The sequence below is a fragment of the Rhizobacter sp. P2_H2 genome (assembly GCF_056403375.1).
In genome coordinates this window covers 1-2,109 of record NZ_JBFUFP010000953.1, presented here as the reverse complement: position 1 = coordinate 2,109, position 2,109 = coordinate 1, and the positions used below count along the sequence as shown (strand labels likewise).

Sequence of the window (2,109 nt, the reverse complement as noted above, 5' to 3'; positions counted from 1 at the left end):
GTCCTTGACGTCCTTCACCGGCACGGCGGCATTTGCGACCATCAGCGTCGGCGAGTAGCCCACCAGGCCGATCGGCGCGAAGTCCGAGACCGGGTCGTAGCGCAGCTTCTGCAAGGCCGGGTTCATCGCGTGGGTGGCGATGTAGCCGAACATCAACGTGTGGCCGTCGGGCGCGGCACGGCTGACGTATTCGCTCGCGATCGCGCCATTGGCACCGGAGCGGTTGTCGATGATCACGGTCTGGCCCAGCAGCGGACCGAGCTTCTGCGCGACGGTGCGTGCCATCGCGTCGTTGCCGCCGCCGGCGGCCGTGGGCACGACGATCGTGATGGTCTTGTCCGGATAAGCCTGCGCCATCGGGACGATGGCGGTCATCGCGGCGGCGACGACGGGCGCGAGCAAGCGCTTCATGGTTTTGTCTCCTTCTGTGGATCTCGAGAACACGTAAGGCGGGATGTGAAGCTCGCCTTGCAGGATCTTTCGGGCCGTGCGCACGAGCGCGGCGTGCTGGATGCGAGCATCCGGGCCATGGCCTTCGATCGTCACCTCGACGTCGATCCGCCCCTGCGGATGCAATACCGAGATGCCGCGAGTGCCGGCCCGGCTCCCCGCGCCGCTGACCACGGTGCCGGGCAGCGCGTACGCGGCGGCGACGCCGATGGCGCCGGTGACCGCGTGCGACGCATGGCAACGCCAGGGCGTGAAGTAGCGCGACCTGACACTGTGGGCGTCGTCGCCTTCGCTGGCGATCACGGGCTTGGGCACGACGCTGGTCGACACATCGCCCAGGCCCATGGCTTCGCCTGCGGCGCGCCGAACGGCCTCGACGCGGGCCAGCAACGCGAGGTCGGCGTCGAGCTCCGCCGGTGCCTCACGGCCGGTGAGGCCGAGGTCGCGGGCCCGCATGATGACGAGGGGCATCGCGGCGTCGATGCAGGTCACTTCAAGACCGTCGATGGCATCGATGCGCCGGCCGGTGGGAAACACCGAGCCGGTCGTCGCGCCCCAGGCGTCCAGGAAATTCAGGCGGATCGCTGCGGCCGTGCCGGCCACGCCGTCAATCCCGGTCTCGCCGTCATAGACGACCTGCCGGCCCGGCGTCTGCACCGTCACGTCGATGCGCGAGCGGGTGTTGACGTTGAAGACACGCACCGTCGTTTCGCCGTCCTGCGCCGTCACGAGGCCCTGCTCGATGGCGAACGGTGCCACGCCCGACAACATGTTGCCGCAGTTGGGACGGGTATCGACCGACTTCTGGCCGACCCCGACCTGCGCGAACAGGTAGTCGACGTCGCAACCCGCCTCGGCCGACTTCGAGACGATCGCGACCTTGCTGGTGAGCGTGCTGCCGCCACCCACGCCGTCGAGCTGCAGCAGGTCGGATGCGCCGATGGCACCGATCAGCGTCTCGTCGCGCATGGCTTCGTCGGCGGGCAGCCAGTCACGCAGGAAGAACGGCCCACGCGAGGTGCCGGCACGCATCAGGACGCAGGGAAGGACTCGGTTCATGAGGCAATGATCGGCGCCTCCTTTGCGAAACAGAATTGCATCTTTATGATCAACTGATGCCTTTTGTGCATCAATCCAAGCGAGCAGCCGCATGGCCATCAACTTCGACCTGAACGACCTGCTCGCCTTCCGGGCCGTGGCGGAGCTGAGCAGTTTCCGCAAGGCGGCCGAGGCGGTGCACCTCTCGCAGCCGGCGTTCAGCCGCCGCATCGACAAGCTCGAGCAGGCATTGGGCGTGCGCCTGCTCGAACGGACCACACGGCGCGTGACGCTGACCGCGGTCGGCCGCGACTTCGAACGCAAGGTGCGGGAGCTGCTGGACGACCTCGATGCCACGCTGCTGGGCATCCGCGGCGTCGCGGCGACCCGCATGGGCGAAGTGACGGTGGCCTGCGTTCCTTCGACGGTGTACTACTACCTCTCGAAGGTGATACGTCGCTATCACGAGCGCAGCCCGAAGGTGCGCGTCAAGGTGCTCGACGCCGCCGCGAACGAGGTGCTGGCAGCGGTGGCGCGCGGCGAGGCAGATTTCGGCCTCAACTTCATCGGCGCGCAGGAGGGCGAACTCGAGTTCAAGTCCCTCGTGGAGGAGCGGTTCGT

Annotated in this window: 2 protein-coding genes; one reads left to right on the top strand and one right to left on the bottom strand. The window is 67.7% G+C overall.

Features of this window, described 5'->3' with window-relative positions:
• The coding region (locus tag AC1D15_RS28665; RefSeq protein ID WP_477828687.1) for a 4-oxalomesaconate tautomerase at positions 1 to 1,608 on the bottom strand (1,608 nt) is incomplete at its 3' end.
• Between AC1D15_RS28665 and AC1D15_RS28660 the strand changes: the two genes are divergently transcribed.
• The coding region (locus tag AC1D15_RS28660; RefSeq protein ID WP_477828686.1) for a LysR family transcriptional regulator at positions 1,601 to 2,109 on the top strand (509 nt) is incomplete at its 3' end. The two genes, AC1D15_RS28665 and AC1D15_RS28660, sit on opposite strands and share 8 nt — an antisense overlap.